At 39.7% G+C, this 26,312-nt stretch carries 24 protein-coding genes; 19 read left to right on the forward strand and 5 right to left on the reverse strand.

Annotation, left to right across the window (positions count from 1 at the left end):
• Nucleotides 1–6: 6 nt before the first annotated feature.
• From C4F40_RS12220 to C4F40_RS12260, 9 genes are read left to right on the forward strand one after another with little or no spacing between them, the layout of a single operon-like run.
• Nucleotides 7–1,275, forward strand: a complete 1,269-nt coding sequence (locus C4F40_RS12220) for an ABC transporter permease (RefSeq protein WP_196939681.1) — start codon at nucleotides 7–9, stop codon at nucleotides 1,273–1,275.
• On the forward strand, nucleotides 1,250–1,696 hold the full coding sequence (locus C4F40_RS12225) for an acyl-CoA thioesterase (protein WP_196939682.1): 447 nt from the start codon (nucleotides 1,250–1,252) through the stop codon (nucleotides 1,694–1,696). The genes C4F40_RS12220 and C4F40_RS12225 overlap by 26 nt, the downstream gene beginning before the upstream one ends.
• A 28-nt stretch (nucleotides 1,697–1,724) precedes the next feature.
• Nucleotides 1,725–2,795 carry a beta-ketoacyl-[acyl-carrier-protein] synthase family protein gene (locus C4F40_RS12230; protein ID WP_196939683.1) on the forward strand — a complete coding sequence of 357 codons (1,071 nt, stop codon included), beginning with the start codon at nucleotides 1,725–1,727 and terminating at the stop codon, nucleotides 2,793–2,795.
• On the forward strand, nucleotides 2,788–3,393 hold the full coding sequence (locus C4F40_RS12235) for a hypothetical protein (protein ID WP_196939684.1): 606 nt from the start codon (nucleotides 2,788–2,790) through the stop codon (nucleotides 3,391–3,393). Before C4F40_RS12230 ends, C4F40_RS12235 begins: the two co-directional genes overlap by 8 nt.
• Before the next feature lie 2 nt (nucleotides 3,394–3,395).
• Nucleotides 3,396–3,653 carry a phosphopantetheine-binding protein gene (locus C4F40_RS12240; RefSeq protein WP_140937267.1) on the forward strand — a complete coding sequence of 86 codons (258 nt, stop codon included), beginning with the start codon at nucleotides 3,396–3,398 and terminating at the stop codon, nucleotides 3,651–3,653.
• 2 nt (nucleotides 3,654–3,655) lie between these two features.
• The gene (locus C4F40_RS12245) at nucleotides 3,656–4,855 is read left to right on the forward strand and encodes a beta-ketoacyl-[acyl-carrier-protein] synthase family protein (protein WP_196939685.1); all 1,200 of its coding nucleotides are present in this window, start codon (nucleotides 3,656–3,658) and stop codon (nucleotides 4,853–4,855) included.
• Nucleotides 4,855–5,919, forward strand: a complete 1,065-nt coding sequence (locus C4F40_RS12250; RefSeq protein ID WP_196939686.1) for a beta-ketoacyl synthase chain length factor — start codon at nucleotides 4,855–4,857, stop codon at nucleotides 5,917–5,919. Before C4F40_RS12245 ends, C4F40_RS12250 begins: the two co-directional genes overlap by 1 nt.
• Complete coding sequence (locus C4F40_RS12255) at nucleotides 5,906–6,682, forward strand: polysaccharide deacetylase family protein (RefSeq protein WP_196939687.1); 777 nt, start codon at nucleotides 5,906–5,908, stop codon at nucleotides 6,680–6,682. The genes C4F40_RS12250 and C4F40_RS12255 overlap by 14 nt, the downstream gene beginning before the upstream one ends.
• On the forward strand, nucleotides 6,672–7,301 hold the full coding sequence (locus tag C4F40_RS12260; RefSeq protein WP_196939688.1) for a flexirubin biosynthesis/transport protein LolA2: 630 nt from the start codon (nucleotides 6,672–6,674) through the stop codon (nucleotides 7,299–7,301). The genes C4F40_RS12255 and C4F40_RS12260 overlap by 11 nt, the downstream gene beginning before the upstream one ends.
• Before the next feature lie 321 nt (nucleotides 7,302–7,622).
• Here C4F40_RS12260 and C4F40_RS12265 read toward each other — a convergent pair whose 3' ends face one another.
• Nucleotides 7,623–8,006, reverse strand: coding sequence for an HU family DNA-binding protein (locus C4F40_RS12265; protein ID WP_196939689.1), 384 nt, complete (start codon nucleotides 8,004–8,006; stop codon nucleotides 7,623–7,625).
• A 191-nt stretch (nucleotides 8,007–8,197) separates the two neighbouring features.
• Here C4F40_RS12265 and C4F40_RS12270 point away from each other — a divergent pair, with 191 nt between their 5' ends.
• The 6 genes from C4F40_RS12270 (at nucleotide 8,198) to C4F40_RS12295 (ending at nucleotide 17,102) form a co-directional block, all read left to right on the forward strand.
• Nucleotides 8,198–8,569, forward strand: coding sequence for a hotdog family protein (locus C4F40_RS12270; RefSeq protein WP_196939690.1), 372 nt, complete (start codon nucleotides 8,198–8,200; stop codon nucleotides 8,567–8,569).
• A 1-nt stretch (nucleotide 8,570) separates the two neighbouring features.
• Nucleotides 8,571–9,059 carry a hypothetical protein gene (locus tag C4F40_RS12275; RefSeq protein ID WP_196939691.1) on the forward strand — a complete coding sequence of 163 codons (489 nt, stop codon included), beginning with the start codon at nucleotides 8,571–8,573 and terminating at the stop codon, nucleotides 9,057–9,059.
• 11 nt (nucleotides 9,060–9,070) lie between these two features.
• Nucleotides 9,071–10,258 (forward strand): DUF2062 domain-containing protein, encoded by a 1,188-nt coding sequence (locus tag C4F40_RS12280; RefSeq protein ID WP_231390047.1) that lies wholly within the window; start codon nucleotides 9,071–9,073, stop codon nucleotides 10,256–10,258.
• Nucleotides 10,258–13,926, forward strand: a complete 3,669-nt coding sequence (locus C4F40_RS12285) for a 1-acyl-sn-glycerol-3-phosphate acyltransferase (protein WP_196939693.1) — start codon at nucleotides 10,258–10,260, stop codon at nucleotides 13,924–13,926. Before C4F40_RS12280 ends, C4F40_RS12285 begins: the two co-directional genes overlap by 1 nt.
• Nucleotides 13,927–14,076: 150 nt before the next feature.
• Nucleotides 14,077–15,597 (forward strand): phytoene desaturase family protein, encoded by a 1,521-nt coding sequence (locus C4F40_RS12290; protein ID WP_196939694.1) that lies wholly within the window; start codon nucleotides 14,077–14,079, stop codon nucleotides 15,595–15,597.
• 209 nt (nucleotides 15,598–15,806) lie between these two features.
• Nucleotides 15,807–17,102, forward strand: coding sequence for a flexirubin biosynthesis putative acyl-CoA ligase FlxY (locus C4F40_RS12295; RefSeq protein WP_196939695.1), 1,296 nt, complete (start codon nucleotides 15,807–15,809; stop codon nucleotides 17,100–17,102).
• Nucleotides 17,103–17,122: 20 nt separating this feature from the next.
• Here the strand turns inward: C4F40_RS12295 and C4F40_RS12300 are convergent, their stop codons facing one another.
• Complete coding sequence (locus C4F40_RS12300) at nucleotides 17,123–19,999, reverse strand: DEAD/DEAH box helicase (protein WP_196939696.1); 2,877 nt, start codon at nucleotides 19,997–19,999, stop codon at nucleotides 17,123–17,125.
• Between the two features lie 81 nt (nucleotides 20,000–20,080).
• On the reverse strand, nucleotides 20,081–20,878 hold the full coding sequence (gene dapF, locus C4F40_RS12305) for a diaminopimelate epimerase (protein ID WP_196939697.1): 798 nt from the start codon (nucleotides 20,876–20,878) through the stop codon (nucleotides 20,081–20,083).
• Between the two features lie 195 nt (nucleotides 20,879–21,073).
• On the opposite strand from dapF, the gene C4F40_RS12310 reads away from it, so the two are divergent.
• From C4F40_RS12310 to C4F40_RS12325, 4 genes are all read left to right on the forward strand, one after another.
• Nucleotides 21,074–22,654 carry a trypsin-like peptidase domain-containing protein gene (locus C4F40_RS12310; protein ID WP_196939698.1) on the forward strand — a complete coding sequence of 527 codons (1,581 nt, stop codon included), beginning with the start codon at nucleotides 21,074–21,076 and terminating at the stop codon, nucleotides 22,652–22,654.
• 110 nt (nucleotides 22,655–22,764) lie between these two features.
• Nucleotides 22,765–23,112: a hypothetical protein gene (locus tag C4F40_RS12315; RefSeq protein ID WP_136819146.1), complete on the forward strand. Its 348-nt coding sequence runs from the start codon at nucleotides 22,765–22,767 to the stop codon at nucleotides 23,110–23,112.
• Nucleotides 23,113–23,115: 3 nt separating this feature from the next.
• The gene (locus C4F40_RS12320) at nucleotides 23,116–23,874 is read left to right on the forward strand and encodes a peptidylprolyl isomerase (RefSeq protein WP_196939699.1); all 759 of its coding nucleotides are present in this window, start codon (nucleotides 23,116–23,118) and stop codon (nucleotides 23,872–23,874) included.
• On the forward strand, nucleotides 23,875–24,639 hold the full coding sequence (locus C4F40_RS12325; RefSeq protein WP_196939700.1) for an exodeoxyribonuclease III: 765 nt from the start codon (nucleotides 23,875–23,877) through the stop codon (nucleotides 24,637–24,639).
• Nucleotides 24,640–24,781: 142 nt separating this feature from the next.
• Here the strand turns inward: C4F40_RS12325 and C4F40_RS12330 are convergent, their stop codons facing one another.
• Together C4F40_RS12330 and C4F40_RS12335 are read right to left on the reverse strand one after the other, a co-directional pair.
• The gene (locus C4F40_RS12330) at nucleotides 24,782–25,948 is read right to left on the reverse strand and encodes an alpha-hydroxy acid oxidase (protein ID WP_196939701.1); all 1,167 of its coding nucleotides are present in this window, start codon (nucleotides 25,946–25,948) and stop codon (nucleotides 24,782–24,784) included.
• Nucleotides 25,949–26,066: 118 nt separating this feature from the next.
• Entirely contained in the window at nucleotides 26,067–26,249 is a 183-nt protein-coding gene (locus tag C4F40_RS12335; RefSeq protein WP_196939702.1) for a hypothetical protein, read from the reverse strand.
• Nucleotides 26,250–26,312: the final 63 nt, after the last annotated feature.

Raw genomic sequence — 26,312 nt, forward strand, 5'->3', positions numbered from 1 at the left:
TTGGGAATGGCAGTCAAAAAAGAATTGTTATTGCAGATACGGGATGTCGGTGGACTCATCATCCTCTTTGTGATGCCACTGTTGCTTCTTATCACGATTACCGTCGTGCAAAAAGGTTCTTTTGATTCGTTAACAGGTGCTAAAATTCCGGTATTACTCGTAGACAATGATCAGGATTCTATCTCGCATGCTATCCAAAGGGAATTGGGATCAATAGGGAACTTTACCTTAGTCAATCAGATAGATGGTACACCGCTTATCGAAGAGAAAGCGAAACAGGCTGTCTTTAAAGGAGATTTTCAACTCGCGATTGTGTTACCTGCAAATATGACATCGGATTTGAACAAGCAAGTACAGCAGAATGTGGATCGTATTATGAGTGAATTTAGCTATGCAGAGGAAGACAGCATCGTTGCGGAAAATCTAACGGTGGTAGCTAAAGAGATTAGACTGTATTTTGATCCCGCAACCCAACCTTCGTTCAAAACCGCAGTAAAAAGCTCTATTGATAAACTAGTTGCCACGATCGAAACGGGACGCATCTATTCTAAATTTCAGGAACAGCTCAGCGATGGGGTAGACGATGCGTTCGAACAGAAAGCCTTCATCTCTTTTAAAGAAATCGGTCCTGAGAAAGAGGGCGAAGTAATAAAACCCGATGCCGGACAGCATAACGTGCCAGCATGGACATTATTTGCGATATTCTTTATCATCGTTCCGTTATCTATTAATATTGTGAAGGAAAAATCGCAGGGTACGATGATCCGCTTAATTACAAACCCTGTTCCATATTATGTATTTATTTTGGGTAAAACGATTGGCTATCTTTTTATTAGTCTGATACAGTTTTATTTGATGTTGGCTGTTGGTGTCTACTTATTTCCGCTCATGGGGATTCCGGCTTTTGAAATCGACAACAACTTCTTGAAACTTTCGGTTTTAGCAGTATTTTCTGGATTGGCTGCGATTGGAACGGGTATAGCGGTCGGTACGATTGCGACTACACAAGAGCAGTCTGCACCTTTTGGTGCTACTTTCGTCGTGATATTGGCGGCAATTGGCGGGGTATGGGTTCCCGTATTTATTATGCCCAAGGTAATGCAAATTATTTCTAAAATTTCGCCGATGAATTGGGCGCTGAACGGGTTTTACGATGTGTTGCTCCGGAATGGATCATGGATAGATATCATGCCTGAGATTATTTTGCTATTTTTGTTTTTTGGGTTTACAATAGCTATCGCCATTATATATGATAAAAAGAAAAGAACTATATAACGAAATCCTTCACCTCACCGTTTCGAAAGAAGTGAGTATTCGCTTTAATGAGGTAGACTCGTTGGGTATCGTGTGGCACGGCCACTATATTTCTTATTTCGAAGATGGAAGAGAGGCTTTTGGCCTGTTACACGGAATAGATTACCTTACCGTACAATGCGAAGGTTATACTACACCAATTGTAAAATCAATTTGTGAGCATAAGCTACCACTTCGGTACGGTGACATATGCCGTATTGAGACCACATTTGTGGATACACCTACGGCGAAATTGATCTTTCGGTATCGTATTTTTAATGCGCATAATCAGTTAGTGTGCACCGGAGAAACAGTTCAGGTTTTTTTAGATGCAGCGAATAATTTGGTGTTAAATACACCGGCTTTTATCATGGATTGGAAGAAAAAAATGAACTTATTATAACGTGTTTTCTCCTGTGTACATATCAGATATGAATTGTGTAACTCCTTTAGGTTTGGATTTACAGGATAACTGGATTGCCATACTGAAAGAAGATACGGGTATCGACGTGCATACAGTAGGATGTTTTGAAAATATTTATACCGCAAAAATAAAAGATCTTCCGACTGTACGAACGGATTTGACGTATTTGGAAAGGATGCTTTATTTGACCCTTGAACCGATGGTACGGTCAAAACCTCTAGGTGCAAAGACAGGTTTTATTCTATCGACAACAAAAGGAAATATAGAGTTTTTGTCGGAGGGGAAGTCCGAGGAAGCGCAGTTGCATAAGTTGGCCTTTAAGATGAGTAGCCTTTTCGGATTTATTACGCGACCTATCGTAGTCTCGCATGCATGTGTGTCTGGAGTTTTAGCCGTTTCAGTTGCCAAAAGACTTATACAGACGGGACAATTCGATGAAGTTTTCGTGTTGGCCGGAGATAAAGTAAGTGAGTTTGTACTGTCTGGATTTAATGCTTTTCAAGCGATGAGTGCCAAACCGTGTAAACCATTCGATTCAGGACGTGACGGTGTGACGCTGGGCGAAGCTGCGGGCGCTATTTTGGTGACCAAATCACCAGAACATGCGTTAGTAGAAATTGTAGGTGAAGGCGCGATCAATGATGCAAATCATATTTCCGGCCCGTCGAGAACGGGAGAAGGATTATATCGGAGTATTTCTTCCGCATTGAACGAAGCCGGTATCGACGCCTCTGCGATTGATTTTATATCAGCTCATGGAACAGCTACCCCATATAATGATGAAATGGAAGCGATCGCTTTTGATCGTTTGGGGATGAATGACATTCCGTTGAATAGTTTGAAGGGTTATTATGGACATACACTGGGTGCGTCTGGATTGTTGGAATTAATTATTTCTATTCTATCCCTTCGGCATAACAAATTGATCCCTACCAAAGGATTTGTCAGTAGGGGAACCTCGAAGGATGTCAATATCATTACCCAAAAGATGGATGTTCCGCTAACCTATATTTTGAAGACGGCTTCGGGCTTCGGTGGTAGTAATGCCGCAGCAATTTTGAAAAAAGTTAATGGATAGCGCATTGTACATATCGCATTATAGTAAAATAGAAAAGGGACTTATTTCTGTTGATGGAAATGTTATTTTTCATGCAGGCGAAGCTCAATTTTCTGATTTTATCAAGCAGGCTTTTAAGTACCAACAGCTAGATTATCCCAAATTTTACAAAATGGATAATCTAAGCAAACTGGCTTTTTTATCCGCCGAAGTGCTGTTAAGAGATGAGGAGGATAAAGAAGATATTGCATTGGTTTTGGCCAATAAATCGGGAAGTTTGGACACGGATGTAAAGCATCAGGAGAGTATTCAAGATGCCGCTAATTTTTATCCGAGTCCGGCTGTTTTTGTATATACACTGGCCAATATATGCGGAGGTGAAATTAGTATCCGCCATGGGATGAAATCCGAGCAGGTCTTTTTCGTGAGTGATGCATTCGATGTGGTCACTATTTCAAACTATGCGACGTATCTATTAGCAAGCCAGAAGGCAAAAAAAGTATTATGTGGCTGGGTTGAACTTTTCGAAGAAAATTATAAAGCAGTTTTGTATCTTGTTGAACGTGCGGGAACTAAGCTACATACAATAAATAATATTAATCAATTAGTTAAAAATTAAAAATGGAAGAGTTAAAAGAGGAACTAAAGGGTAAAATCATTGAAGTGTTAAACTTGGAAGATGTTGCGGTAGCTGATATCGATGATTCTGACGCTTTATTTGGTGATGGATTAGGTCTGGATTCTATTGATGCATTGGAGCTTATTGTACTTTTAGATAAAGAATATGGTATTAAATTGAGTGATCCTAAACAAGGTAAATCCATTTTCGAATCTGTAAATACCATGGCAGATTACATCGCTAAAAACCGAACGAAATAAGAATGAAGAACCGTGTTGCTGTCACAGGTATGGGAATCGTATCGGCTATCGGATTATCGGTGGCTGAGAACCTCAATTCCTTGCGCAATGCACAGAAAGGAATTACGCGGGTAGACAATTTCGAGACTTCTTTGCTGGATAAGGTGCGGGTAGGGGAAATAAAACTATCCAACGAGCAGTTGAGCAAAAAATTGCAGCTCCCGATTGATAATAGTATGACACGTACCGGTATGTTGGGAGCTTTGGCTGCCCAACAGGCTGTAGCGAGTGCTCAGATTGATGTGACATCGCAAAATTATCGGACGGGGTTGGTTTCTTCAACCAGCGTCGGAGGTATGGATATTACCGAGAAGTATTTTTACGCATATGAAAACAATCCCGAGCTTCATCGCTATATTGCCAGTCATGATGCCGGTGTATCTTCTCAACATATAGCCGACTACTTAGGCTTGAAGGGCTTCGTTACTACAATAAGCACAGCCTGTTCATCGGCCGCAAATGCCATTATGTTGGGCGCGCAATTAATTAAATCCGGTAGACTGGATCGCGTAATCGTGGGGGGGACAGATGCACTAAGTAAGTTTACATTGAATGGATTCAATACATTAATGATTCTGTCGGATACATACTGCAAGCCCTTTGATCAAAATCGGAAAGGATTGAATCTGGGAGAAGCGGCAGCATACTTGATTCTTGAATCGGCTGAAATCGTTGAAAAGGAAAGCAAAGAAGTACTTGCTTACCTCTCCGGATACGGTAATGCCAATGATGCTTTTCATCAGACGGCCTCATCCGAAAATGGTGAGGGGGCGTACTTGGCCATGAAAAAAGCATTTGAAATCGCAGGGTTAAGTCCGCAGGATATTAATTACATCAATGCACATGGTACAGCTACACCGAATAATGATTTATCGGAAGGCCATGCCCTTATTCGGGTATTTGGCGAACACGTACCTGCATTTAGTTCGACGAAGGCATATACAGGGCATACATTGGCTGCTGCGGCAGGAATAGAAGCTGTGTATAGTATACTGGCCTTGCAAAATGATGTAATATTTCCGAATCTTAACTTCGAAACTCCGATGGAAGAAATTCATCTGTTGCCACAAACGGGATTACTTCAACAATCCGTAAATCACGTATTGTCCAACTCCTTCGGGTTTGGAGGAAATTGTTCCACGTTAATATTCTCAAAAGCCTAATGAAGAATCCGTGTTATATTAATGGAATAGGAGCGGTCAATGCACAAGGTACTTGGAGCGAAGACCCTTTTACACATATAACAGAAATCAGTAATCCGTTGGCCATGGCGATCCAGCCTTCTTATAAAGAACTGATACCTCCGGCAATGATTCGGAGGATGTCGAAGGGTATTAAGATGGGGATATTTGCTTCCCAACAAGCTTTGGATGAGGCGGAGATGGATCAGGTAGATGCGATCATTACAGGTACGGGGCTTGGATGTTTGGAGGATTCCGAAAAATTCCTGAGGAATGTGTTGGATAATGATGAACAGTTTTTGACACCCACTTCGTTTATTCAGTCTACGCATAATACAGTAGGCGCGCAAATAGCCCTAAGATTGGGCTGTAAATCGTACAATTTTACCTATGTGAACGGTTCGACATCGTTTGAATCTGCCTTATTGGATGCACTTTTACAGATGGAGTCTGAAGAAGCGAATCAAGTCTTGATAGGTGGGATAGATGAAATCGCAGGACAAACTTTTCTTCTTAAACAGTTGGTAAAAGAGGTGAAGGCGAATGGAACGGAAGAAAGACTTAGGGATTCGCAATCTCCAGGGGTCAATTTCGGAGAAGGCGGAACATTCTTCGCGCTGAGTACAGCGAAAAAAGAAACTACCTATGCCCAAATTTTGGAAGTATCTATCCAGAATAAGTTAGCAACAGAGGAGGTAACCGACTTTATAACTTCTTTTTTAACCCAAAATCAGATTCGATTGGCAGATATATCAGCTGTTATCATTGGTAATAATGGCGATTTGATGTACGACGGATATTATACCTCCTTTTGCGCTTTATTCGCGGATAAGCCACAGATTTTCTACAAACACCTTGTTGGGCAATCGGATGTGGCGTCTGCATTTGGACTAGCGGCCGCTGCTTTTGTTTTAAAGAATCAGATCATCCCACCAACTATTCAATGGAATGCTGTCAAACATTCCGCGTTAAAGTATGTTTTACTATATAACCAATACTTAGGAAAAGATCATAGCCTCACGTTATTGTGCCATGTGGAAACATAAAAACATAATACCCGCTTTAGTCGTGCTCGGAATTATAAGCGCGCTCCTCGCTTTATTTGCCGTTAGCTCCTGGTGGTGGGTATTCTTGGTTCTGTTCATTTGGCTAGGTATTACGACCTGGGGTTCTTTTGATATCCGGCAAGGCTATTTTACAGATGTATTTTATAAAAAACAACGTGAAAGCCGTCGGAGAATTGCGCTTACTTTTGATGACGGACCCACCCCGATTACACTTGAAATTTTAGCGTTACTAAAACAACATCAGGCTAAAGCTACTTTTTTCTGTATCGGAAAACAGATTAACAAACATCCAGATATCTTCAGGAAAATTATAGAAGAGGGACATACGATCGGCAACCATACCATGAATCATGCTAAAGCATTCGGGTTTTTGAATGCACATCAAGTGGAACAGGAAATTGACAGTTGTGATGCCGCTATCAATGATATTGTGCCGCATAAGCCGCGTTTTTTTAGACCGCCGTTTGGTGTAACTAATCCTTCTGTTGCTAAAGCAGTCCAAGAGACTAGACATCATGTTATCGGTTGGAGTAATCGTTCGTTGGATACCATAATTGTTGACGAAAATAAAATATTTGATCGTGTATCTAAACGTTTGGTGCAGGGGGATATTATTTTGTTTCATGATACATCGAATAAGACACTTCGTGTTGTGGCTCGTCTCTTAGAATACATGCATCAGGAAAGCGTTCAATCGGTAACGGTCGATGAATTGTTAAATTTGCAGGCGTATGAACATTAAGATAGTTGTATTTACTTTTTTTTGCTGTTGGGTATCAATGGGCTTTACCCAGGAACAAAAAATGTCGGCTTCGGATGTCGCAAATTTCCAAAGTGTTATGCGGAAGTCCGTCCAGTTGAAAACGTTGACGGCCGACTTTACACAGTACAAGAAAGTGAGTTTTGTCAAGAACGAACTGGTTTCCTCAGGCAAATTTTACGTAAAGAATCCAGATAGATTAGCGTGGATCTACCGTAATCCGGTATCTTCAGCCTTAATTTTTAAAGATAAAAAAATCACGGTAGAAGAAAAGGGTAGTAAAAAAACGATGGATATGTCGCGTAGTAAGCAGTTTGAGAAGATTAGTCAGGCTATCCAATCCAATATGAACGGCAGTGGTTATCAGGGAACGGAATTTTCACCTTCTTATTTCCAAACCAATACGCAGTATATTCTGAAATTAGATCCCCTAGCAAAGGACGTGAAAAAAGCGATGAAACAGCTTGTCCTTTATTTTGATAAGTCCAGCTATCAGGTTTCTGAAGTAAAGTTATTAGATAACGCTAACGGGTTTACCCGATTTGTCTTTAGTCATCATCGGGTGAATGAAGCCATTGCTGATGCTATTTTTGAGTTGTAAAAATCTATCCTATATGCTCATTCAATGCGATATAATTGAATAGATTTGAACTGAAATCACGTTAAATAACATTTAATTTATTTAATTAAATTAATTTCAAAGAAATGTTTCTTGTGTCAGAAAAGTACGTTTAGCGGCTTTATAAACCCGTCGAAGTCATTTTTTAAAACGCTTCGTGAACTTTGTCAACTTGTCCACAGGTTTTGGAAAGTTTACGAAGCGTTTTTTTATTTTAACACAGTCGTTTTAGGCTTTTTTTAGGGCAAAAAAAAGTCTGTACCCAATAGATGCAGACTTCGGCCTGTAATTCAAAAAGGCGAACTACTCGGTTTTCTTAAAAGTTAAACCCTGCAGGAGCGTCTTTAGCTGCTTGCCCGGGTGGAAAATCAAACGTGTACGAACGATGTTCGTAGCGCTGACCTCTTCCCTTGTATCGGTGCCGGTACTGTTCGAGCCCAGACGAAAGGAACCCAGATTGCCCAGACGGACAATGTATCCCCGCGAGATGTTGCGCGGAATCTCCCTGAGCAGACTCTGCAGCACAGCATATACATCGGCTTCGTTTATAGACGAAGCATGTGAAATATCAGAAGCTAGATCTTCCAATACGATTTCTCCGGCACTTACCGGACGTGCGTAGAACTTTTTGGGAGCCGTAGGATCTCCCGGTTTGCCGATTTCGGCGACATTATAGTTAATTGCCATAATTGAAAAAATTTAAATCAAACACTAAACATTTACGAACTCTTGTTGCAACGATACAAACATAGTACATCGGTCTGGCGCGGAGGGGGTAATATTCCGCCAAAATATGGGGTACCCCGAAAAACTTTTTGGCGGAATTTTACCCCTAATGCAAAGCATTTTATCTAAGTTTGAAATCTAAAGAACCATATATGCTTTTACAAGACTTTTATACGTTGCGTGCATTGGAACAGGTCGAGGATCAAAAATATATAGCGCATATAACATTGAATAAAGGTCACGCTATTTTCGAGGGGCACTTTCCAAATAATCCGGTTACGCCGGGTGTATGCATGATGCAGATTATTAAAGAGCTAACTGAAAGTGTTGTGAAAAGACCGCTCTTTATGCACAAAGCATCGAATGTTAAATTCATGGCGCTGATTAATCCAGAAATTAACCCTGATCTAAAATTAGAACTTGACATTTCGGGTTCTGAAGAGTCAGAATATAAAGTGAAAAATGTAACATACTTTGATGATACAATAGCATTGAAGTTGGTAAGTACGTATAGATTGAAATAATATGAAGATTTTAGTAGCTTTAGTTCTTTCCTGTTTCTGGATTTCTCCGATTGATTTGGGCACTATTCGTGCCGATTTTGAGAAAGCAGATAATTCGAAAGCGAATACCGAACACTTGTATCATATACTGAAGGGTTACGATAAAGGAGATCCGGTTATCCAAGCGTATAAAGGAGCTGTATATGGTTTACAGGCTCGGTATATTACAGATAAGAAAGATAAGAAAGAATTAGTTGTGGCTGGAATCAAGAATATAGAAGCCGCTGTTAAGAGTGCGCCTAATAATGTGGAGATTAGATTAATTCGTTTAATTATTCAAGAAAATACACCCAAGATACTCAAATATAAGATGGATATAGATACGGATAAACAGATGATTTTGACTAACTTTTCTGCTCAAAATACTGCTGTAAAAGATCTGGTAAGGCGGTATGTAACAAAACGTTCTGGAGTTTTCACTGCTTCGGAAATTGATAAGCTATCAAAATAGATGCGGTAAAGATGCAACAACCTATTCATATACAAATGAGCCAATTAGGTATAGTGGTTGTCGTACCGACGTATAACAACCATAAAACCCTACAACGTGTTTTGGATGGGGTGTTGGAATATACCGATCAGATTATTGTCGTAAATGATGGCTCTACGGATAGCACCTTTCAAATTTTAGCAGTGTATCCGCAACTGCATCATATTACATTTGCAGCGAATAAAGGCAAGGGGATGGCGCTGCGCTCGGGTCTGAAAAAAGCAAAAGAATTAGGGTTCAACTACGCAATCACCATCGATTCTGACGGACAGCATTACGCCAGCGATTTACCCATTTTTGTGGAAGAAATAAGGCAGGCTTCAGCGCCTTTACTACTGATAGGCAGTCGGAATATGTCGCATGAATCGGTTCCCAAAAAGAGTAGTTTCGGGAATAAATTTTCCAACTTCTGGTTTTGGTTTGAGACTGGAATTAAATTAACCGATACCCAATCTGGGTATCGTGCCTATCCTTTAGGGGTAATTCCATCTCGTTTTTACACGCGCAAATTTGAATTTGAAATAGAGATAATCGTACGATCTGCTTGGAATGGTGTGACCGTAAAAAATGTGCCTGTCCGGGTATTGTATGATCCGGAGGAACGTGTGTCTCACTTTAGACCATTCAGGGATTTCACGCGAATCAGCATATTGAATACGATATTGGTGTTCTTAACCTTTTTCTATATTGTTCCCCGAAATTTAATTCGTTCTTTCAAAAAAAAAAATCTCACTGATTTTGTGAAAGAGAATATTTTTGGAAGTGAAGATTCTCCTGAAAAAATGGCCGCATCTATTGGTCTTGGTGTCTTCATGGGCATAGCACCCGTTTGGGGCTTTCAGACAGCTATAGTGATTACTTTATCTGTTTTTTTACGCTTAAATAAAATTTTGGCTTTTGCTTTTTCAAACATTAGCCTTCCCCCTTTTATTCCCATAATTATTTACGGCTCCTTAGCGATGGGAAGTCTCATAGTACCTGCTGTAAAGCAACAAAGTCTATTTTATCCTGATGAGATTAGTTTTGCAATTATTCAATCTCATTTAGTTCAATATTTAGTAGGGAGCCTTATCTTAGCTACGGCAATGGCATTACTTACCGGTTTCGGGAGTTATGTGTTGATCAAATTAAGAAATAACAGGACGGTGTCTGCTGATTAATGCACAACCTATTTTACCATATCTATTGTTGGGTACAACGAAATCGTTTTTTTTCGTGGTGTGTTGCCGTGCTATTCCTTGTCATCTTTGGGTATTTAGCATCCAAGATTCGCTTTGAAGAGGATATTACGCAGATTATTCCTAAAAGTGAGAATTCGAGCTTAACAACCGAAGTCATCCAGCAAATTAACTTTTCGGATAAAATCACCGTTCTTCTAGAAAAGGATAGAGACGGCAGTATCGATGATGTCACTTCCCTCGCTCAAGAGATTGCAGATACACTATTACAGGATACCGTGTATATTTCTGAGATCATCGGACAGATAACCAATGAGGATCTGGGGGAGACTTATGATTTCGTTTTCCAAAATCTTCCAGTTTTTTTAACATCAACAGATTATGACAGCATCGCGAACAAAATTACACCCACAGCAATAAAAGCAAAAGCTGCTGCGAATTATCATACGTTGATCTCGCCTACCGGATTTGTGGCTACGGATTTCATTCAAAAGGATCCGTTAGGGTTGGCTTTTCTGGGATTGGAAAAATTACAGCAGGTAAATGTAGGGGAGAATTTTATCCTGCATAATGGATTTGTTACGACCAGGGATTCCAGTGCTGTACTTCTGTTCCTGTCACCTAAATATGTGGGTGTTGAAACGGAGCATAATAAAGCTTTTGCAAATAAATTGTATGCGATACAAAAGACGCTAAATACGAAGTTTGAAAATAGGGCTAAGGTTTTTTATTTCGGATCGGCATTAGTTGCAGTAGCCAATGCTGACCAAATAAAATCAGACATCACGAAGACGGTGCTGATTTCAATGAGTATCTTGATGATTCTTCTGGTTTTCTTTTACCGCAAGATCTATATTCCATTGCTCGTATTTATTCCTACAATTTTTGCAGGTGTGTTTGCTTTAGGTTGTGTGTATCTGTATAAGCCGGTGATATCAGCCATTTCCATAAGTATAGGAGCGGTTTTAATTGGGATTACGATAGACTATGCGTTGCATGTGCTAACACATTATAAGAAGAATACCGACGTTAAAACCCTGTACAAGGAATTGACGAAACCGCTTGTCATGAGTGGGGCTACGACTTCTGTCGCCTTTCTGTGTTTGTTATTTGTACATTCTGAAGCGTTGATAGATCTTGGTATTTTCGCTGCGATCACGGTATTCTCTTCTGCAATATTTACGTTACTGATCATCCCTCACCTCTATAGTCCAAAGAGCACATTAACACACAATAGTTTTATAGATAAAATCGCGGCATTTCCATTTGAACGCAGTAAGGCTCTGGTTGGCATCTGTCTATTATTGATTTTTGTTAGTTTTTTTACGAGTCGTAAGGTCACTTTCAACAATGACTTGTCAGATTTGAACTATATCCCGGCAGATTTGAAAGGTGTGGATCAAAAGCTTGATAAATTAACAAGTTCGTCTGCCAAGTCTTTGTATGTAGTGGCTACCGGAAATACACTGGATACGGCGCTGGAACGTAATGTAGAAATTGCCAATGTGCTGTTGGCCGCGAAAGAGCGGGGTGAGGTAAAAAGTTTCTCCAATATCAATGCACTGCTGAAATCTGCACGAGACCAACGCCAACAAATCGCGGAGTGGAATTCTTTTTGGCACTATTACAACAAAACAACGTTGGAAAGGCAGATTCGAAAAGAGGGAGCGGTCTACGGGTTTAGCGCTGACGCACATCAGGAATTCTACAACTTGTTGGCGAAAGATTTTACGCCGTTGACCTACAGCGATTTTCAAGATGCACCGAATATGGGTTTAACAGACTTTGTGGCAAGCAAAGGACATTTTTTTACGGTGTCGAGTTTGGTGAAATTGGAGGAAGTACACCGGAACGATTTAGTCAAATCCTTGGAATTACTGGAAGGTGTGGTCGTGATCGATAGAAAGCAATTAAACGAAACGTATTTAGGGAAACTTCGAGACGACTTTAATTCGCTTGTCAGTTACTCATTTGTGGCGGTCTTGTTGATACTTTGGTTCTTTTTTAAACGGATAGAATTAGTGCTGCTGGCTTCTATTCCAATTGGGCTAACGGGATTGGTAACGGCAGGTTTGATGGGGGTTTTTGGACTTGAATTCAATATTTTCAGTGCTATAGTTTGCACATTGATATTTGGGCACGGTGTTGATTTTAGTATTTTCATGACCACGGCGCTTCAGAAGCAATACGCGACAGGAAAGGATGAATTACAGATCTATCGCACATCAATCCTATTGGCTGTTTTGACGACTGTGTTGGCAATCGGCGCATTAATATTCGCCAAGCATCCTGCATTAGTTTCTATTTCTTCTGTATCGTTGATAGGCGTGTTTGCGGCGGTTATTATCACCTTTGTTTTCTATCCGATATTATTTCGGTTCTTTATCTCTGATCGTGCAAAAAAGGGAAAATCTCCCTTTACGTTAACCATCTTAATTTTTTCTATTCTGCTTTTCGCTTATTATGGTTTAGGTTGTTTGATCGTGTCAGGTATAGGGCGGTTTGTTTTTCCACTTCTTCCGATAGGTAAAGAGCGGCAGAAAAGTTTATTCCGCAGTATAACAGGGACATTTATGAAGTCGGTGCTGTATCTTCATCCGTTAACACGGAAGACGACTATTAACCCGCATCAGGAAAATTTTAAAAAGCCAGCGATTATTATTGCTAATCACAGTTCTTTTTTAGACACACTAACAATGGGCATGCTGATCCCTAAAATGATGTTATTGGTGAATGACTGGGTTTGGAGATCTCCGATTTTTGGAAAGGCTGTTCAGGCTTTAGGGTTTTATCCTATAAGTAAGGGTGTAGAAGAAAGTTTGGAGTTGATCCGAGGGAAGGTGGAAGATGGTTTTTCGATTGTTGTTTTTCCCGAAGGCACGCGTTCGTATGATAATAGGATTGGGCGTTTTCACAAGGGCGCATTTTATTTGGCTGAACAGCTTAAAATGGATATCCTTCCAATCTATATACACGGAAATGGCGATGTATTGCCAAAAGGTGATTTCATGACTTTCAACGGAAAATTGACAGCGATTATCGGAAAGCGGATAGCAATTGACGATCTCACTTTTGGAGCAGTCTATTCGGATCGAACTAAAATCATATCAGCCTATTTTCGCCAAGAATACAATATATGGAGAGGAGAATTAGAAGATGAAAATTATTTTATATTTAAAATAAATACTGCTTACCTGTATAAGGACCGCGATATAACGGAGTCTGTACGGTCAAGTCTAGAAGCAAATAAAGAACTGTTCTATAATGTAGATTCGCATATATCTGGAAGATGCAATGTGGTGCACCTCTCAGATTCCTATGGCGAATTGGATTATTTGTTATCCTTACAGGATGGATCGAGGAGATTGACGGGAGTTATAGCTGATCGAGAAAAGCGTGAAGTGGCCAACAGTATTTATTGGAAACAACATCGACGGATTCGATTCGAAGCGGAAATGGAAATGGGTGATATTTTGTTGATATCGACTTTGTTGGGGACTAATGAAATAGCATCGATTGATCTTGCTGGTTTTTCAAAAATAATAAATGTGAACACATTGAATGATTTGGACTCCTTGATCCGAGCGGGTTTTGAAAGAATACGTGTTGGAAACAAAATCGAAATTTACAAGAAAGTATACAATACATGAGAAAACTTGAAAACAAAATAAAAAACGCGTCATTGCGAGGAAGTATGACGAAGCAATCTGCGTTTTTCTTCCATAGAGATTGCTTCGTCGTCGTACCTCCTTCTCGCAATGACGAAGAACTTTTTTGTGATGTACTAAAAAGAAGGTAATATGACAACGGAGGAATTCGACGTCATAATAGTAGGTAGTGGATTAGGGGGACTGGTGTCGGCTGTTGTGATGGCCAAACAAGGTTATCGTGTTTGTGTTCTCGAAAAGAACAGTCAATTTGGAGGTAATTTACAAACCTTCTCGCGCAATAAAAAAATATTTGATACGGGAGTGCATTACCTTGGAGGACTGGATGAGGGGCAAAATCTGTTTCAATATTTTTCTTACCTGGGAATAATGTCTTCGTTAAAATTAGAGCGTATGCCAACAGTTTTTGATGAAATCTTATTTGATGGCGATGAAAATAGATATCCTATTGCTCAGGGATATGACAGGTTTGTAAATGAACTGCTAGTTTATTTTCCAGATGAGGGGGAGGCGTTGCGAAAATACGTAGTGGATCTACAAGATATATGTAGGGCTTTTCCGTTATACAATCTTGAAGATAAACAGACCTATCCACAACATGTTTTAGATTTAAGCGTGAAGAAGTATTTCGACGACCTCACGACTAATAATAAACTGAAAGCGGTGCTGGTAGGGGCTAATTTTTTGTATGCGGGGGAGGAATCGAAAACCCCCTTTTATGTGCATGCGCTTTCTGTCAATTCCTATATACTAAGTGCTTTCCGCTGCGTAAATGGAGGAAGTCAAATTAGTAAATTATTGATTCGGAGGCTGAAAAAACTTGGCGGCCAAGCCTATAAACGGCAAGAAGTCATAAAATATCATTTAAAGGAAGGGAAAATTGCCGATGTCGAAACGGCGGAAGGCAATCGATATACTGCCGATTTATTTATTTCGAATACAGATCCGAAATTAACTCTGCAGCAAATAGGGCGGAACTATTTCCGCAAGGCTTATTTTGAACGTATTACTGCGCTGCCTGTTACGGTATCCTCTTTCAGTGTACATCTCGTGCTTTTGGAGAAAAAAGTGTTTTATAACCCTTCTAATCTTTTTTATCATCGGAATTTGGAATCAGTTTGGTCGGCCTCTGGATATTCGATTACTAATTGGCCTGCCATGTATATGCTTTCTATGACGGAAGACAAACATAATGTGGGTTATGCAGATACGATCACCATCCTCAGCTATATGCGGTTTGATGAATTGAAAGAATGGAATGATACGTTTAATACTGTTGCAGAAATGGGGGAGCGGGGGGAGTCATATGAACGATTCAAGCAACAGAAAATAAATCAAATGATCGTTGAGGTAGAAAAGAAAATTCCTGACCTTGGTAAGGTAATCAAAGCAAGTTATGCATCTACACCGCTATCTTACCGCGATTATATCGGTAATTTTGAAGGTAGTTTATATGGGCCTTTAAAGGATTATAATGATCCATTGCGAACGATGATTTCTCCAAAGTCAAAAATAATGAACCTTTATTTTACGGGACAAGGGGTAAATATGCATGGAATTTTGGGTGTCACAATAGGTGGGATAGCTACTTGTGCCGAAATTTTAGGACGTACGTATTTAATGGGGCATATTCGTGAATCACTATCTTCTTAATTGGCTTCTTGAAATCCCGGTTTATTAAACGGAGGGCTCGTCAAAGGTATTCTAAAGTCTTATAAAGTATAGTTCTTAGATCATTATTCGTTTGGGGGCGTATTAAATTGAATAATTGCTTCAAAATTTCCAACGTCGAGATGACAAAATGGAAAGTATAATGCACGAGTTTTATTATCTTCGGGTAATTTTAACATTAAAAATAGAAGATGAGTAAAAGTACAATAGCATACCGCTCGAGAGAAGAAATTAAAAGCTTTCAAGAGCAGTTACTAAAACTTCAATTACAATATCTCGCTGACCATTCTCCCTTCTATGAGCGGTTATTTTCTACCTACGGAATCGATGTGAAATCCATTCAGACGATAGAAGACCTGCGAAAATTACCCCTCACCTCAAAGAACGACTTACAATTGCACAATGACGATTTTTTGTGTGTTCCTCCATATGAAATTGTCGATTACTGTACGACTTCCGGAACATTAGGATCACCTGTGACTTTTGGTTTAACGGATGCGGATTTAGAGCGATTGGCGGAAAATGAAATGCAATCTTTTCAAATTGCAGGTGTTCGCAAAGGTGATGTGGTGCAGCTGATGACGACGATAGACCGTAGGTTTATGGCTGGATTAGCCTATTTCTTGGGACTTCGAAAGTTAGGTGCAGGCATCATCCGCGTTGGATCAGGTATTCCCCAAATGCAGTGGGATTCTATTTTGAAATACAACCCAAATTATTTGGTTTCTGTTCCTTCTTTTCTCTTAAAACTGATCGAATTTGCGGAACAACATGGTATAGACTACAAAAAATCAAGTGTGAAAAGCGTGATTTGCATAGGTGAAGCGCTTCGTGATAAAGAGCTGAACAATACAGTGCTTACACAGCGGATCTTGGAAAAATGGGATATAAAATTGTATTCGACGTATGCATCGACAGAGATGGGAGCTGCTTTTACGGAATGTGAACATTTCAACGGAGGTCACGTCCAGCCAGATTTGATTATTACGGAGATATTGAATGAGGAGGAAAAGCCTGTTGCCGATGGCGAGAGTGGGGAATTGGTTGTCACTACATTGGGTGTACAGGGGCTGCCGTTGTTGCGGTTCAAAACCGGCGATATGGTACGTAAGTATACTGAATCTTGCAAATGTGGACGCAATACATATCGGATAGGAGCTGTGGAAGGTAGAAAACAACATATGGTAAAGTACAAGGGAACAACCTTATATCCGCCGGCTATGCATGATCTATTAGCTGGGTTTCCCCAGATTTTGCTTCATCAAATTGAAATTTTACATAATGAAATTGGTACCGACGAGATCATTATTCGTGTATTCTCTCCCGATATTTCGGCGGAATTTCTGAATGAAGTGAAGGATCATTTCCGTGCTAAGTTACGTGTTACTCCAAAGATTGAGTTTGTTGCACTTGAAGAGTTACAACGCTCGGTTTTCAATCCACTAAGCCGTAAGCCGATTACTTTTATCGATAACAGAGAAGCATAAGATAGATCTCACGTGGTATATTATCTTAATAACTCCTTTAAATCATCCTTAGATAGGGATTTAACGAAGCTTTCTTCGGTCGTAATGAGTGAGTTAGCAATTGATTTTTTGCGGTTTTGTAAAGCTACTATTTTTTCTTCAACGGTATCTTTACTGATGAATTTGTAAATAAAAACGTTCTGCGTTTGACCGATGCGATGCGTTCGGTCGATAGCCTGTTGCTCTACAGCGGGGTTCCACCACGGGTCGAGAATAAAGACATAATCGGCTTCTGTTAAGTTTAAGCCCACACCGCCGGCTTTGATGGATATCAGAAATATTTTTGTGTCCTTATCTTCTTTGAAGTTTTGTACTGCATCTGCTCGGTCTTTCGTCGCACCATCGAGATAGGCGTACTTGATTTTGTGCTTGTCAAAATGTGTCTTAAAAAGCTGAAGATGTTTTACAAACTGAGAGAAAATTAAGACTTTGTTCTGTTCCGAAGAAATGGACTCTAGCATATCCAAAACCGCTTGGAATTTACCTGAATTTTCGCTGAAATTTTCATCGACCATTTTCGGATGGTTAGCGAGTTGACGCAATTTTGTTAACCCTTGTAGCAATGTGATCTGTGATGTTTTTCCGCCTTGTTGTACGACCCCTTCTAATAACGCATTACGGTACTCAGACTTGGTGGTTTCGTACTTGTCGCTCTGCTTTTCTGTCATTTCACAGTAAATGATCTGTTCCGTTTTAGGCGGCAATTCTGTAGCGACTTGATTCTTCGTACGGCGAAGAACAAACGGTTTTATAATTGCTTGAAGCCTTTTGGCTTTTTCCTCATCCTTTTTCTTTTCAATAGGGACCACAAATTCTTTCTGAAAAAACGCGTAGCTTCCTAAAAGACCTGGGTTCGTAAAATGCATCTGCGACCATATATCTGAAACGGAATTTTCAACAGGGGTCCCACTTAATGCTAATTTGTTTCTGCTTTTAAGTGTTTTTATCGATTTGAACGATTTAGAAGTCGGGTTTTTAATATTTTGGCTTTCATCTAAAATAATATAATTGAAAAAAAACTTGCCTAGAATAACTTCGTCAGATCGCACTATACCATAGGTGGTAATGACCAAATCGAAATGGGAGAACGCATAGGGGTCTTTGAATCGATTGGACCCAGTATGCAGTAAGATGCGCATTTCAGGTGCGAATCTGTCTGCTTCCTTTTGCCAGTTATACACCAGAGAAGTGGGTAAAATTAATAAAGACGTTTTGGCGTGATCTGTACTTTTTAGATCTTCTTTTTGCTTTTGTAAGAATGCTAACGTTTGTACAGTTTTTCCAAGCCCCATGTCATCTGCCAATACACCTCCAAATTTGAATTCCTGCAAGAAATGAAACCAATTATAGCCTGCTTGCTGATAAGGCCTTAGCTGTCCTGTGAAATGATGAGGTGGATCAATGGTTGCAATTTTTTCAAAACTGGAAAGATGTTGCAGTTTGCGACTTATAGTGAGTGCGGTATGTTCGCTGATTTCGTACAGAAGGCCGATGTGCGCTTTATTAAACTGCAATATGTCCTTCTTTACTGAAAAATGGAAGAGGTGTTCATATTGTGCAAACCATTCCTCAGGAAGGATCGCTATTTCGCCATTAGGCAATACAAATTCCTGAATACGGTTTAAAATATGATCCCTGAGCTGGATAAAAGGTATTTTATACGGGCCGAAATTGGCGAATGCCCGTACATCAAACCAATCGTTATCTTCGTTTACCTCTATGTCTATGGAACTTTTTCCGATAAAAAAGGTCTTATCTCGTGTTTCTTGTTGAATGATGAAGCCTTTCTCGAGAAGCGCACGTTGATTTTCATTTAGCCAACTAAAAATGGATTTTCCTTGTTCGGTAACATAGCTCCCAAACAAAGCGTCCAATTTTTGTAAACCGAATCCATTGAGAAGCTCTCGTTGTTTTTCTTCCCAAGTAATGGATCTTTTGATACGAATGAAGGTATACAGGTCTTTTTGGGGTTCGTATTGCATGCGGACAGAAACCTTATGCTCGCCCCCGGCCGAAAAGGAATAGTCTCCATAGTTAAATGAAAGTTTGAGATGCGATTGTCCGCCTTCCACATAATTTAACGTTAGGACAGGAATCGCATCTTCCTTAACGGTTTTAATGTCAAATCCTTCGGCGTATACGTTATATTTTTCAATTAGTCCGGTTACAAAAGTCTCAAAATATTTCTTTTCTGTGGTGCGTCCTACAGCAATATACCTTTTATTTAAAAAGGGGCTGAGTTTTTTACCTTCCAAAGGTTGGTCAAAATAATATAATGTATTTTCTAACAATAACCAGGCCTGCTGGTTGATAATAACTTCCGCATTTTTAAACATGAACTCCATGCGATATCCATTATATTTGAGTGTAGGGAAATAACGGGTTTCTTCCTCACTACGTCTAAAATGGAAGAGAATGGAAGTTGGTCGATCTGCTATTTTAAGTGCTTGATTCGCCGGATATCCATCTTTTTTACTCATTAGAAATAGCGGTTTGTCACCGATGAGTTCCAATGCCTTCAGCATTTTTTGGTCCAGTTTAGGACGAATATAATGGTGTATTTTTTGGTCAAAAATTTTAGAAAAGTAATCCATTGGTCGGATTGCTTTCTTGTGAAATCGCTTAATGACATGTGTTTGTTCGATTTCATCCAAAAGCTTGATTATTTTATAATCCTCTTCATCGAGTGCCGATTTAAATTCGTCCACAGTATTGGTAAATACGCGCTTGTATGATAAAGAGTCGGAGCCATTGGAGTTTAGCTGGACGATATGAGGTTCAATTAAATAGCCTAAATAGGGGTGTTCTCCCAATGAATATATTAAACGGTAAGGTACGGAATTATCTATCTTTTGCATCAAAACCAATTTCTTCTAAAAAAGGTTTCTAATATACAGATAAATTCACGTTTAGGAGGGGAAGTCTTCAAATAAAATGGACTAAATTTCGCCGTCGAAAACAAAAGTAGCTGGTCCTTTAAGGAATACACTCGTGAATGTATCACCTTCTTTGTGAAAAGAAATGTACAACTGTCCCCCCATTACGCGTATCGGAAACGCTATGTCGCCCTCCCTATTCTCGTGTATTGCAATTGCCATAGCCGTGGCGGTAGCTCCGGTTCCGCAGGCATAGGTTTCATCTTCCACGCCTCTTTCGAAGGTGCGCAGGAAATAACCATGCTCTTCTTTTTCAACAAAATTTACATTGATACCCTCCATACGATAGGTGTCGTTATTTCGGATAGCAGATCCTTGGTCATAAACAGGGAACGTTTTTAAATCTTCGACTATTTTAACATAGTGTGGCGAGCCCGTGTTAAGAACATAAGCATCAGAATCGCGGGCGACTTGCGCGACATTTATCATACCCAGATTTACTTGTGTGCCATCAATATCGGCTATATGTTCACCATCTACTGCCAAAAAGACAGTTTTGTTTTGGATAAGACCAAGATCTCTGGCAAAAGCGACGATGCACCGACCGCCATTACCGCACATGGTACCCTCGCGCCCATCCGCATTATAATATACCATTTCAAAATCGTAATTTTCCGTATCTTGAAGTAGCATCAACCCGTCTGCACCGATTCCAAACCTTCTTTCACATAGATCACGGACTAATATTTCGTTTTCACGGTCAAAAAGGCCTTTTCTATTGTCAATCAAGATGAAGTCATTCCCTGCTCCTTGATATTTAAAAAACTTTATTTTTTTATGTTTAATTTGAAAATCCACCATAAAATTAATATTCTTGTTACAATTCTTTTAAAGTATGTTAAATCTTGTTAAATTAAAGAAACGAGTCGTTTTGTTAACAAATTTTAACTGACAAAACTTGCATGAAGGCGCTTAATGGTATTACATTTGAACATACACAACTAGAATAAAGTAACATAAATTTTTAACAAAGTTAAGATATTACAGCAAATAAATATGAAGAAAATAGGAATCACATTATTAACAGCTGTCTTAGGAGGAGCTGTAGCAGTAGGGGGGTATAAATTGTTTGAAAATAAGCAACTAGATAATATGTCTTTTGAAGAAAGACAGAAGGTCTACTATGCGAATAATGCCAGTCCCATAGAGGATATGGTGTCTTCAACCGGGAATTTAGATTTTACACAAGCAGCTGCGGCTGTGTCTCCGGGAGTTGTGCATATTAAAGTCACGATGACAAGTCGCGGATCTCAGCGTGGTGGTGGTGGTTCGCCTTTCGATATGTTTGAAGAGTTTTTTGGCATGCCACAGCAAAGACGTGCGCAACCGCGTCAGCCACAGCAGGCTTCCGGATCGGGTGTAATCATTTCGCCGGATGGCTATATCGTAACGAATAATCACGTTGTAGAAGATGCGGATATAATTGAGGTGCAACTTACTGACAAACGTACATTTGAAGCAAAAGTAATTGGTAAAGATCCTAATACCGATTTGGCGCTTATCAAAGTGAATGCGACAGGGTTGCCTTTGGTGAAATTAGGGAATTCGGACAATGTGCAGATTGGTGAATGGGTACTGGCAGTAGGGTATCCATTGAGTTTACAGTCTACCGTAACAGCTGGTATTGTAAGTGCGAAAGGTCGTCAGATAGGAATTTTAGGCGAGTCACAGCAACAACAACCAAGAGGCTACGGGTACGGTCAGGGCCAAGGTCAACAAGAAGAACAGATTGTAAATACAGCGATAGAGTCCTTTATCCAGACTGACGCAGTAATTAATAAAGGGAATAGTGGGGGAGCCTTGGTAAACGCAAAAGGAGAGTTGATCGGTATCAATTCGGCTATTGCGTCGCCGACCGGTGTATATGCAGGATATGGTTTTGCTATTCCTATCAATTTGGCGAAAAAGATCTTAGACGATTTTAGAGAATTCGGTAGTGTGAAGCGTGGATATGTGGGTGTAAGTTTTAGAGAAATTTCAGAGCTTACCGTAGAACAGAAGAAGGAATTTGGTCTCACTGATATTTTAGGTCTTTATGTTTTTGATGCGGTAAAAGGGGGTGGAGCAGAAGCGGCCGGTATTAAAAAAGGCGATATTATTACTAAAATTGACGGCAACATAATTTATTCTTCATCAGATTTGCAGGAGCGTGTAGCAAGATTACGTCCTGGCGACAAAGTGAAAATTTCTTACAAACGTGAGGGTAAAGAAAGAGAAGCTACCATTACCTTGAAGGGTGAAGAAGCGAAGGCTAAAGCCGAAGAAGAGGGTAGCAGCGCTAGCGCGACGGAAATCTATAATAAGTTAGGTGCCAGCTTTATTCCGGCTACCGATGCCCGTAAGAAAGAATTGGGAATTAGTTCGGGTGTTGTGGTAACACAGATACATCGTGGAGGGGTATTCGAATATTTTGGTGTAGAGAGTGGCTTAGTTATTACTGAAATTAATGGCAAACCTGTAAATAATGTAGATGATGTAGAGACTGCATTGGGTAATACTAAACGTAATATTGTACGGGTAACAGGTGTGCCAGAAAGAGGCAGCCGAGTAGAGTTTAATGTGCCGATTGAGTATTAGTTTTCATAGATAGTTTATATTGTTAGTATGTGGCTTTCTTTGGGAAGCCACATTTTTTATGTACTGCTTGCCGTGTTCATCAAAGATAATTTTTACTTTTGGATTATTATATGAAGATAGCAGAAGTAAATAGGAAGTGGGAAGAGTTGCGCGGTGTGATCGCCGAAAACTTTGATATGGAACTGCCCGATATGAAAGTAATGCTTTTTCTGATTGGTGTGCAAGAATTGGGACAAGGCCCTAAGAAGTTTTCGAAGCGCGAGAAGGAAGAGCTCATGCATATCGCAACTTGTCGGTTGTTTAGTGCTATGGGCTTTTATGAGCTTAAAGGACTGGATGAGGATGGTTGGCCGCACTGGGAGTTGGTAAAGCCTGTTCCAAATTATACCTTATTGGAACAGGAAATGATCATGAAATCGTTGATCATAGATTATTTTCAGGAGTTAGAAATTATTTAATAGATGAAGAAGTTATTCACCGCCGTTTTGTTGCTTTTTTGTATCGTAACGCAGGCGCAAAAGCCTACGCATTATTACGTTAATGTTTCTACGAGTCAAGGTAGTGCTATTTTGAGGTTATACAATGAAACGCCCAAGCATCGTGACAATTTCGTAAAGTTGGTAAAAGAAGGATTTTATGATTCTTTATTATTTCATCGTGTTATCCATAATTTTATGATACAAGGTGGAGATCCGGACTCCAGATATGCTGCGGATCGCGTGCAATTGGGTAATGGAGGTCTTGAGTATAAAATTCCATCTGAAATCCAATCGGAATTAATTCATAAAAAAGGAACGATCGGTGCTGCGCGGGATAATAATCCTGCCAAGCAATCTTCCGCTTCGCAGTTCTATTTCGTCCAAGGACGTAAGTACTCACAGGCTGGACTAGATTCTTTGGAACAATTTAGAATGCAGGGTAAAAAATTGTCACCTATTCAACGTCAAGCGTATTCGACGGTAGGAGGGACTCCTCATTTGGATGGGAATTATACGGTTTTTGGAGAGCTTTTAACAGGGGTGGAAATCGTGGACAAGATAGCCGTGGTCGAAACGGATCCTTTTGATCGTCCATTAAAGAACGAGCGAATGGCAATGCACATATTGACGCGAAGAGAGGCGATTAATTTAGAGCGTGAAAATAACGGATTGCAAGCAAAGGATGATTTCTTTACGAAATTGTTTGATTCCTTTAAATCTAAATATTATAACGTTCAGTAAATGAAAATTGTAACCTACAATGTCAATGGAATACGTGCTGCGCTTAAAAAGGATTGGTTAGGCTGGTTGAAGACAGTAGATCCTGATGTCGTGTGCTTGCAGGAGATAAAGGCGACTGCAGATCAGGTTCCTGAAATACTTTACCTTGAACAAATGGGCTATGAGCACTATTGGTACCCCGCTCAAAAAAAGGGATATAGTGGAACAGCTATATTTACGAAGATAACTCCTAACCACATTGAGTATGGTTGTGGTCATGAAGATTACGATTTTGAAGGCAGAATAATTCGAGCTGACTTTGACGATATTTCTGTAATGAGCACGTATTTTCCTTCCGGTACCACCGGAGATGTGCGTCAGGAATTCAAGTATCGTTTTCTGGATGATTTTAAAGTATATACGGATAAACTACTACTCGAAAAACCTAAATTAATTATTTCAGGTGATTTCAATATCTGTCATCGTGCTATTGATATTCATAATCCGAAATCCAATGCAAACACATCTGGATTTTTACCTGCTGAGCGGGAGTGGATGGAGAATTTTATCCAATCGGGATTCGTTGATACATTTAGACATTTTAACCCTGATCCACATCACTATACTTGGTGGAGCTATCGTGCAGGGTCTAGAGCGAAAAACTTAGGTTGGCGTATTGATTATAATATGGCTTCCCCTGCTTTGTTACATCATATTTCGCACGCAGGGATTCTATCTGATGCGGTACATTCAGATCATTGCCCTGTTGTTTTGGAAGTAAAATAAAGGAGTCTAACTGACTTACAAGAGAATCCAACAACACGACAGACAGCGTTTAATTCAGAGGTAGTAATAGTTTGAAAAACGAAATTGAAGATTTTTCGGTTCCTATTCGTAATATGAATAAGGACCGAAAAATTTAAGTGTATTACTTTATTAATCTTGTTGGTAACTGCGCTATATTTTCTAGGGATAATTGTTGCATAACCTGATAAAGCTGTGCTTTGAAAAGATTAATTGTATTTTCTCCACCTTCATTGCCCAAAGCTCCTACACCATACATAAAGGGTCGTCCCATAAAATTAAAATCTGATCCAACAGCATGTGCTCTCGCTAAATCTACACCCGAACGAATTCCACCATCCAGCATAATTTTGATCTTTTCTTTATACGCTTGATTTCCTGCCAATTTAATAAGTGAATGAATGGAAGACTCTCCAGCATCAATCTGACGGCCGCCGTGATTAGAAACAATTACGCCATCTGCCCCAATCGCAATTGCGGCTTGCATATCTTCATCGGTAGTGATGCCTTTAAGTACTAGAGGCCCTTTCCAAATATCACGAATAGCTTTTACTTTTTCAACATTGACCTTTCCTGTAAAAGTCCTATTCATGAATTGTCCCAGTTGGCTTAAATCCAATCCTTTTTCCATGTACGGCTTTAGTGTGGCAAAGGAAGGGATACCATGTTGCAAGGTTTTAATTCCCCAGGTGGGGCGAATCATCGCCTGTAAAACATTAGAAATATTCATTTTCGGAGGCATGGATAAGCCACTTTTTATTTCACGGTACCGTAAGCCAAAAGAAGGCACGTCGACCAATACGACTAAAACGGGACATTCGACATCCTTTAACCTTTTTAATATATCATCCCGTAATCTATTTTCCGTTGGGTGGTAAAGTTGAAACCAGGCTTTACCATCTGAAACCTCCGCAATACGCTCTATGCTGCTTGTTGATACAGTGCTTAATGTATAAGGGATATCATGTTTTGCTGCAGCTTTTGCTAGTATTTCAGGGGCATTTGGCCACATCAAACCTTGGAGTCCGATAGGGGATATACCGAATGGAGCACTGTACCGTCTGCCAAATAGTTCAACAGACATATCAATATCTTCGGCTACATGTAGATATTGAGGTTTTAGTAGGATATCGTCAAAATCACTTTCATTTCGGGCCAAATTCAATTCTTCATTGCATCCTCCTTCAAGGTAATCAAAGGCGAATTTTGGTATCCTTTTTTTTGCTTTCTTTTTCAGATCGCCTATACACGGATACTGTGACTTGTAAGGAAAATATATTTTTTTTGACATGATTATAACATGATAGGGTTTAGCACGCAAATATCATAATATTTATGCTAAACTCTGTCATGTACTATGATGGTAATATCTTTTTAATGACAATTTTTTAAACCAGTGGGGTTCTGTGCTATTTATTTCTGCCACCTATTATCTTAGTAATTAACCAGATAATCAGCGCGACTACCAGTACAACAACAATTACACCCGTCCATACACCTGCTTTGAAGATGCCTTCAATAACAGAACAACCGGTAAGTAATGTGGAAGTCAATGCTACGAGTGAAATGGGAATTATCGTTTGATGTCTCATATAAGTAATTATTTTCTTTCCTCTAATAACATATAACCGGAACTTTTGTTTCTTTTTAGATAG

The organism is Sphingobacterium pedocola, assembly GCF_015209965.1.
Taxonomy (GTDB): Bacteria; Bacteroidota; Bacteroidia; order Sphingobacteriales; family Sphingobacteriaceae; genus Sphingobacterium; species Sphingobacterium pedocola.

Coding starts and splice junctions, on each gene's coding strand:
- C4F40_RS12285 (WP_196939693.1), top strand. CDS start 10,258: ATGCACAACCTATTTTACCATATCTATTGTTGGGTACAACGAAATCGT.
- C4F40_RS12330 (WP_196939701.1), bottom strand. CDS start 25,948: ATGTCAAAAAAAATATATTTTCCTTACAAGTCACAGTATCCGTGTATA.
- C4F40_RS12310 (WP_196939698.1), top strand. CDS start 21,074: ATGAAGAAAATAGGAATCACATTATTAACAGCTGTCTTAGGAGGAGCT.
- C4F40_RS12320 (WP_196939699.1), top strand. CDS start 23,116: ATGAAGAAGTTATTCACCGCCGTTTTGTTGCTTTTTTGTATCGTAACG.
- C4F40_RS12265 (WP_196939689.1), bottom strand. CDS start 8,006: ATGGCAATTAACTATAATGTCGCCGAAATCGGCAAACCGGGAGATCCT.
- C4F40_RS12290 (WP_196939694.1), top strand. CDS start 14,077: ATGACAACGGAGGAATTCGACGTCATAATAGTAGGTAGTGGATTAGGG.
- C4F40_RS12220 (WP_196939681.1), top strand. CDS start 7: ATGGCAGTCAAAAAAGAATTGTTATTGCAGATACGGGATGTCGGTGGA.
- C4F40_RS12335 (WP_196939702.1), bottom strand. CDS start 26,249: ATGAGACATCAAACGATAATTCCCATTTCACTCGTAGCATTGACTTCC.
- C4F40_RS12230 (WP_196939683.1), top strand. CDS start 1,725: ATGAATTGTGTAACTCCTTTAGGTTTGGATTTACAGGATAACTGGATT.
- C4F40_RS12255 (WP_196939687.1), top strand. CDS start 5,906: ATGTGGAAACATAAAAACATAATACCCGCTTTAGTCGTGCTCGGAATT.
- C4F40_RS12280 (WP_231390047.1), top strand. CDS start 9,071: ATGCAACAACCTATTCATATACAAATGAGCCAATTAGGTATAGTGGTT.
- C4F40_RS12295 (WP_196939695.1), top strand. CDS start 15,807: ATGAGTAAAAGTACAATAGCATACCGCTCGAGAGAAGAAATTAAAAGC.
- C4F40_RS12260 (WP_196939688.1), top strand. CDS start 6,672: ATGAACATTAAGATAGTTGTATTTACTTTTTTTTGCTGTTGGGTATCA.
- C4F40_RS12235 (WP_196939684.1), top strand. CDS start 2,788: ATGGATAGCGCATTGTACATATCGCATTATAGTAAAATAGAAAAGGGA.
- C4F40_RS12240 (WP_140937267.1), top strand. CDS start 3,396: ATGGAAGAGTTAAAAGAGGAACTAAAGGGTAAAATCATTGAAGTGTTA.
- dapF (WP_196939697.1), bottom strand. CDS start 20,878: ATGGTGGATTTTCAAATTAAACATAAAAAAATAAAGTTTTTTAAATAT.
- C4F40_RS12245 (WP_196939685.1), top strand. CDS start 3,656: ATGAAGAACCGTGTTGCTGTCACAGGTATGGGAATCGTATCGGCTATC.
- C4F40_RS12275 (WP_196939691.1), top strand. CDS start 8,571: ATGAAGATTTTAGTAGCTTTAGTTCTTTCCTGTTTCTGGATTTCTCCG.
- C4F40_RS12270 (WP_196939690.1), top strand. CDS start 8,198: ATGCTTTTACAAGACTTTTATACGTTGCGTGCATTGGAACAGGTCGAG.
- C4F40_RS12315 (WP_136819146.1), top strand. CDS start 22,765: ATGAAGATAGCAGAAGTAAATAGGAAGTGGGAAGAGTTGCGCGGTGTG.
- C4F40_RS12325 (WP_196939700.1), top strand. CDS start 23,875: ATGAAAATTGTAACCTACAATGTCAATGGAATACGTGCTGCGCTTAAA.
- C4F40_RS12225 (WP_196939682.1), top strand. CDS start 1,250: ATGATAAAAAGAAAAGAACTATATAACGAAATCCTTCACCTCACCGTT.
- C4F40_RS12300 (WP_196939696.1), bottom strand. CDS start 19,999: ATGCAAAAGATAGATAATTCCGTACCTTACCGTTTAATATATTCATTG.
- C4F40_RS12250 (WP_196939686.1), top strand. CDS start 4,855: ATGAAGAATCCGTGTTATATTAATGGAATAGGAGCGGTCAATGCACAA.